The following is a 7,314-nucleotide window of genomic DNA, read 5'->3' as shown; positions in this document are numbered from 1 at the left end:
GGCACGGGACAGTCAAGCTCCAGGAACATACCCAGCTTGTCGAGTTCATCGACGCAGAGTGACACGTTCCCCAGCTGTGCCATCCGCCGGGTCTTGGCCACCCGTACCGTCGGGCAGAAACCCATGTTCAGGATCGCCTGATGCATCTGGTCACGATCAGCGACCTCGGTCTCATATGCATCACACGCCTGGGCATTAACAGTCGGCCGTCGCAACGCGAAAAAATGACGGTTGTTTATCGTGCGGAGGCGCGGGAAGGCCACGCCCAGCCGGCTGTCTTCAAACGTCCAGCGATCGGGAGCATACGCCTGGTCATCCTGAAAGAACGGCTCGCCCAGCTCGACGCCTCGCGCCTTGAGGGCCAAGAGGAGCGCCTCCCTGTCTCTCACATGGAACTTGACCTTAACCTCGCGCACACAAGCCTCCCCATCGTCTGTCCCGCCATCCCCCCGACGCGACAGCCTGGCACATAACCGGACGACCAGAAGTGACACCCACCGCCAAAGCTATAGAGTTAGTCAGACGTCGGACTCCGACGGAGTGGTCATAGCCACATCTTTCTGGCGCGCATCTGGGCCAGTCAACACGGCATCGACCCTCAGCTGACAACCAGCAACAGTGAGCACACGTTCCACCCTTCCATCCGGCGGCGGTGCATTGGTTCGAGAGCCACTTGCTTCCGTCCTGGGAGGCTCGCTCCATCCCCGGCCGCCGTGTCCTGCCATCCCGTGCTGGTTGCGACGGAGCGCCATGTCACAAACATGTTGCACGCGTGATGCGCGAAAATGCCACTACCGCCACCAAGCGCCGGAGCGGAGCGCCCCGGCCGCCCGCGCGGCGGGAGCACGGACGAGTGGCCTGCCGGCCGCGAGAGCGAAACCACCAACAGCCGGATGGTGCTCGATCCGCTGCCTTCGGGCAACTCCAGCGCCCTGACGAAACCGGCCCGGCGGATCGCCGTCCGCCGCGGCGTGGCCCCACGTCGCACTGATCGTGATCGTGGACCGGTAACAACAGAAATATTGCCTGTGGCGACGGCTCGCGCGCCACAGTTGTCCACAAAAAATGACGCATTTATTACGGTTTGTAATATTTTCGACCATTTTTCGTTCGACGACACCGCCGCGCACCCATAGCTGCCGAGCCGCGGATCACCCGCCGACAGCGCCAGCCAATACCACTGAAGGAATTTCTGGCACGCTGACGTAGATACCTCGAATTTTCGGCATCCAACCTCGGCTGAGAACACCCGACAAGCGGGAAGACAGATCAAGAAAAAAGGTTGGGGTGCGTGCATCGCGAGGCGGCGCGGGGAGTCGCTGGATGTGGTGGGTGGCGACCGATGAGCCGGGGTACCCGGGCATCGCGCGGCGATGGACGAGAAGCGACCGATGGGGAGCAATGACGCGAGCTGGATGCTCCGCATCCCCTGTTGCCGGGCGCTCATACCCGACAGGACTATCCGGCAGAGTCCTGTCGCGCCTCGACGGCATACCACGGACCCTTCGCCGACCTTTGTGATCATTATCACCACACACCACAAAGCCCCGGAAGGGGACCGCCGACGATCAATGGACAACCAGTCGGTCAAGATCGCCCATAAAGACCCCGGTATGCTCCGGTACAGATCAGTTGCGGACATCGCATCACGAGGAGTAGCGGATGGGACCTGCCTCAACGGACGGTCGCGCCCGCGACGGCTCTGACAACGACACCACCGCCAGGGGCGCTGGCGACAGCACTGGCACTGGCACTGGCACTGGCACTGGCACTGAAACCACTGTCATGCCCCGGCCCGTGAGAGACCGCCAAGGCTTCCACGCAATGATGACCGGGCGGCGCCGGCTGTGGCTACCGATCGGTGGTGGGATCGCGGTTGTCGTCGTCATCCTTCTCCTCTTGTTCCTCCTGCTGGGCGGCGGAGGCGGTTCGTCGGCGCCTGTTGCCGGCGCAACCGGGCACACGCCCACCACAGGCTTGGGCCCCTCCGCCGGCACCCATGACCGCTGGGTGCTTGTCGCCGACGCACACCCGCTGGACGGGCAGTCCGTGCCGGCCGGTGTAGATGTTACTCTGAGTCCGGGAACGGACACTCTTGACAAGGTCGAACGGGTCAAGTTCTCGCTCGACGGCAACACGCTGCTCGACGACCGGGACGCGCCGTTCACACTCCACCTCGATGCCGTTGCGGCCGGAAAACACACGCTGACCGCCCGGGTCCGCACCAACAGCGACACCGTCGAGCTGACGGCCACCTTCACCGCCACCGGGGATGGATCGGCATCGGCCACCCCGTCCGCGGCCGCCGCGCCTGCTGCGGTGGTACCACCCGCCGTGCTGGCTGAAATACCAACCGCCCCAGCACCGCTGCGGACAGTAACGGTATCCACCGCCGATCAGCTGACCGCCGCGCTCGCGGCGGCCCAGCCAGGGGACCTCATCCAACTCGCGGACGGCCAGTACACAGGCCACTTCGTGGGCAACCGGGCAGCGAACGCGAAGGCTCCGATCACTGTGCGTGGCTCACGTAATGCGGTGATCGACGGCGGGTCGATCAGCGAAGGCTACGGTTTCCATCTCGACAAGGCCGACTACTGGCGGCTGGAGGGTTTCACCATCCAGAACGGCCAGAAGGGAGTGATGACCGACCAGACCCACGGCGCGGTCATCACCGGCCTGCTCGTGCGCAACGTTGGCGACGAGGGCATCCACCTACGGAACTTCTCCACCGACAACTTCGTCGTCGGATGCACCGTGAACGGTACCGGTCGCAAGGAGCGCGGGTTCGGCGAGGGCATCTATATCGGCACGGCGAAGTCGAACTGGGAGCGTTTCAGCGGCGGGAAGCCGGACAACTCCGACCGTAATCAGATCATCGGTAACACCATCAGCGGGATCACCGCCGAGGCCGTCGACATCAAGGAAGCCACAACCGGCGGGGTCCTGAGCAACAACACTTTCGACGGATCAACCATCACCGGGGCGAACTCCGCGGACTCCTGGGTGGACGTGAAAGGCAACAACTGGCGTATTGAGGGCAACATCGGCGTCAACAGCCCGAAGGATGGCATCCAGACTCATGTGATCATCGACGGCTGGGGTACGGGGAACATCATCACCGGAAACAAGCTGGATGTCCGCGGCCCCGGTTACGGAGTCAGCATCGACAAACCGAACAAGACCCAAAATATCGTCTCCTGCAGCAATACTGTCACCGCGGCGGCCAGCGGCCCGTTCAACGTAACCTGCTCGCGGTGAGCTGCCCCTGTCCATCGAGACCTGACGCCGTGCGAGAATCGCACCGACTCGCATAGGACAGCACTGCCAAAAATGTGGCGCAGCGGCCCCGGGCCGGCCCTGGGCCTTGGGGCCGAGGAGCCGCAGCCGCTCACCGAGCCACCATACTGCCCAGATTTTTCAGTCATGAACACCACGGCGACGGAAACAGGCCCGTGGGCAGCGAACAGCGTGCGGATGTGACCGCACCGCAGAGGCTTACCGGGGCTGTGGGCATCCCGGGTGTGGCACCTCAGGCGGGCCACGCGTCCGCAGCTCGGCGACCTCGCCGTGCTCGGCCCCGTGACCCGCGGGAGAGAAAAAATATCAGGATCCGCTCTGTGACGCCCCGTGGAGCTCCAGTTTCTCGCTGGCAAGCAGCTCCTGTAGTTCACGCACTGCTTCCCGAAGGCAGTCGGCAAAGACGGTCATCTCGTCAGCTACCGAAAGCGGCGTGCTCAGATAGAGGTTGAAACTGTCAGGAAGCAGGACGTAAGCGATGCCGATACACCGGCTGCTCGTCGATCCGAAACCGAGGTACTGGACGTTCGCAGAGGGCACGGAGCTCGTACTCAGGTAATCGTCCCGCATCTTGAGCCAGCCTGGAGTTTCGTACAGAGCGAGCGGCTCGGTCACCCCCAGCTCCTCGCCGCGCCGTTTCTGAATAAGCTGCAGCTCCCACAGGTGTTGCTCGGGCGCCTGCCCCGCCTGGCACTCCTTCGCGCGTTCCACATGCTTTTCGGCGGCCGCCCGAAACGCTGCCCTGCGGGCCGCCGCGGCCATGTCTGGGTCATCCATCGTCGCTACGAACCGCATCACCTCGGGCGTGACAACGCGCATCGCCTCCGTACGCCCGTACTGGTACTGTCTCGTGGCGATCGACTCGTAGGTGGTGCCCACCACTCCTTTGGCACGTTTGTGGGCCAGTTGAAAGGCCAGCTGTACGAACGCATCAGGTGACATCCGTAGCTCTTTGGCCCGGTTGGCACCGAAATCGCCGAACGACAGGATGGCTGTGGCGGTGTCGGCCCTATAGGCCGCGAACGACGCGGCGGCGGCCCGTACGTCGGCCCGCAGGTCGTCGTCCAGCACGAACTCAACAGGAACGACGCTCGGCACCCCCCGGGCCTCGGCCTCGGCGCCGGCCGCCAGACGCTCCTCGGCCGCCGCGCCCACAAGCGCGTCGACGAAATTGAGGACCGTAGTTCCGTCCAGGCTGCAATGCTCCACGTTGATACCTGCCGTACCGTCCTCAAAGACGATTAGTGATACGGCCTTGTCGAACCACCGATTACCGCTGTCACCGTGCAGCAGCTGGTCACACGCCATCAAGGGGTCCTTGGGTGCGAAGTCCTCCAGACACATGCAGAACAGCGCGCTCTCTATCGTCTCAAACACGTCCGCGTTGCCGGGATGACAGGCGAGCAATGCCTGTCGACTGGCTGCCCACTCGGCCCGAGCCTTGGTGGTGAGATGCCCGACCGGCTCCTCCCACGCGGGCCGCGTCGCCGCGGCCTTTATGATTGTGTGCAGCCCCGCCACGAGATCGTCAAATATGTAGGGCCGGCCGTCCGGACCGATCACGTCCAGGCGAAACATGTTGCCGCGGAAGAACACCATGATATGGCGCGCCCGCGACGGGCCCGGCCACTGTTCGCTGTAGGGCGCGCGGACGGCATCCTGTACAGGTCCAGGTATTCGCGTCGTGGAGAACAGAAACTTGTTCTGCTCCATCGAAAGCGGCTGCCCCCGCTGGACGATCGGCGCGATGAGCTCCTCGTCGAGCCGCATCTTGTAGTCGACAGCCGCGGCAATGAGCCCAGCCGCCCGGTCCACCTGCTGTTGGGGAGAAGCCTTGAACAAAAAAAAGAAGTTCGCGTTGAGGGCTATACGGTCGCGACGGCCCAGATACCGGGACGACCAGAATGTGTCGAGCCAGCTGTGCACGCCGTCGCTGGAGTTGTACTGCTCGAGTGCCGCGTGCAGCTTGTGGCCGGGACCGTCCGGTCGGCGGAAGGAGGCGGCCGCCGCCTCCGTAGCCGCCAGTTCGGCTGCGGTCAGCAGCGGCGCGCACCAGGCCAGAAATCTCTCGCAACTGGCATCTAACGTGGGCAGTGGTACTCGCGGCAGACGCTCTTCATTGCCAAAAGTTCGGGCGGACCACTCTTGACCGTTGTGCACACTCATCCTCGACCTCGGTGATGTTGGGGGAGCTGGACGACTGCATGTTCGGTGCGATGGCTACAGCTTGCGTAAATTTTTCGTGTCGCATGGCCGAGAGATGTAGAATTGCGCGTAGAGCCAGCCGTCGGCTTCCGGACCGGGCGGATTCACACCGATGGCCGACGGCCGTGTCCAGAACGAGCGCCTGCCCCTCCGGGGAGGCGAACCGCCGCTGTTTGAACACGCCTTCAAGGTGGACGCGGCGGATGCGGCCCGCCACCGACGCTTAAAAGGGGCCCGGCAATAAGACCGTCTGGCTCGCGCCGCCCAGGCGGCGCCTCGCATCGTCGCTCCCCATCCATCGCCGCGCGCGATGCACGGGTACCCCGGCTCGTCGGCCGACGCCCAACACAGGGCACCTCCCCGCGCCTCCCCGCGCCGCCTCGCGATGCACGCACCCGAACCCCGCTCCCTGATCCACGCTCCTGTTGCCGGGCGCTCTAATCCAGTAGCTGATCGACCCGCACCGCGCGTCCCGCGGCCGCCAGGTGCTGAGGCAGTACCCGGCCGAAAAGCTGCCTGGTCCGTGCCACGCTGCCCACGACGCCGGAACGTTCGCTATACGCAAAGATCGCTGAATGACGAGCTGTCTCACCGCGCACGGAACTCACCCGATGCATCGAATAACGGCCCTTGAACAACTGAAGATCCCCTGGCCGCAACGAGAGGCTGCGGATCAGCTGCTCACCGCCGCCGGTCAGCACAGCTCGAACGTCAGCAAAATTTTCCGATTGTACGGACCTGATGTCCGGACAGTACTCGAACACGCCGCCGGCCTGCGGCTCCTGCGTGAGCAGGCTCACTGCGAACTCGTTTGTGTCGAAATGCCACGGGTGCTCCATTCCCGGCATAACGATGTTGAGACACAAGCCAGCCAAGGAGTCCGCAAGCTCGTAGAGACAGGACATGCCGAAACAGCTGGCAATAAAGTGCTGAAACAGCTCATTGGCATAGAGCTGATGGATGATAAAATTCTCCGGGATTCGATCGCGTGCCACAAACGCATTGCCACGCCGCATCGTGACGCGCCCCGGATGATCTTCTGGTAGGGATGCGTCGGGCGTGATGTTGTAGGCGTTGACCGTTTCGACACCGTAATACGCCAGCGGAGCGATCGTAGCGCATTCCAGGCGTAGTTCATCACATCGGGAAGACCGAATAAAGTTCGGCAGTACACTGCATCCAGAATTTTGGAGTTCGCTCCGGACCCGGGAGACCAAATATTCCCAGTCAGTACCCGTCGGCGCCGACAAAGGATAGCGGGCGGTGTCAACCAGCTGCCCGACCAGCCCAGCGTCTGATGTTCTCACAGGGAACCCCTCCACCTACCGGACGCATCGTCCCAGACCGGGACTTCCCAACCGGCTCGGCGATCCCTACACTCAAGGATCACGCCACCTCGCCTACCCGACTCGTACGCTGTCAAGGCCAACGCCTCCCGCGCACGGACCACGCCCACGACACCTTCCCGTCCCTCTTACGAATCTTGTAAACATTTGGCATGTTAGCATGACTAATTCATCACTGTGAAATATTTTGTGACATGCGACACTAGCGAGATCCCAACAAGATTGGCGCTGGTATCCAGCTGACGTCCACCGCGCTTCAGCAGACCCGCGGGCTATGCGAGGCGACGTGTACAACTGGTGTGAACCGGGTAACCGCGCGGGGCGCTCCAGCATCCCCCGGGAATAGCCGGCTCCGGGCCTTCCATGCAAAACGACGGCAGCCCGCCGACGGGCCCCACGGCGAAGGCCCACGGCGCGGGCCGATCCGAACCAGCGACGGACAGAAGCACACATCAAGCAAGCGGCC

General features: G+C 63.4%; 4 protein-coding genes. 1 reads left to right on the top strand and 3 read right to left on the bottom strand.

Annotated features, from left to right (window positions below):
- Positions 1-416 (bottom strand): class IV adenylate cyclase (locus tag MJ783_RS15145; protein ID WP_239311084.1); only part of this gene is annotated, 416 nt, incomplete at its 3' end.
- A 1,381-nt stretch (positions 417-1,797) separates the two neighbouring features.
- Here MJ783_RS15145 and MJ783_RS15140 point away from each other — a divergent pair.
- Entirely contained in the window at positions 1,798-3,258 is a 1,461-nt protein-coding gene (locus MJ783_RS15140) for a right-handed parallel beta-helix repeat-containing protein (RefSeq protein WP_239311083.1), read from the top strand.
- Positions 3,259-3,603: 345 nt separating this feature from the next.
- Here MJ783_RS15140 and MJ783_RS15135 read toward each other — a convergent pair whose 3' ends face one another.
- Positions 3,604-5,463, bottom strand: a complete 1,860-nt coding sequence (locus MJ783_RS15135) for a choline/carnitine O-acyltransferase (RefSeq protein WP_239311082.1) — start codon at positions 5,461-5,463, stop codon at positions 3,604-3,606.
- 476 nt (positions 5,464-5,939) lie between these two features.
- On the bottom strand, positions 5,940-6,809 hold the full coding sequence (locus MJ783_RS15130; protein ID WP_239311081.1) for an arpA protein: 870 nt from the start codon (positions 6,807-6,809) through the stop codon (positions 5,940-5,942).
- Positions 6,810-7,314 lie beyond the last annotated feature (505 nt).

The sequence above is a fragment of the Protofrankia sp. Cj3 genome, assembly GCF_917627355.1.
Lineage (GTDB): Bacteria > Actinomycetota > Actinomycetes > Frankiales > Frankiaceae > Protofrankia.
This window is presented reverse-complemented; position numbering and strand designations above follow the sequence as displayed.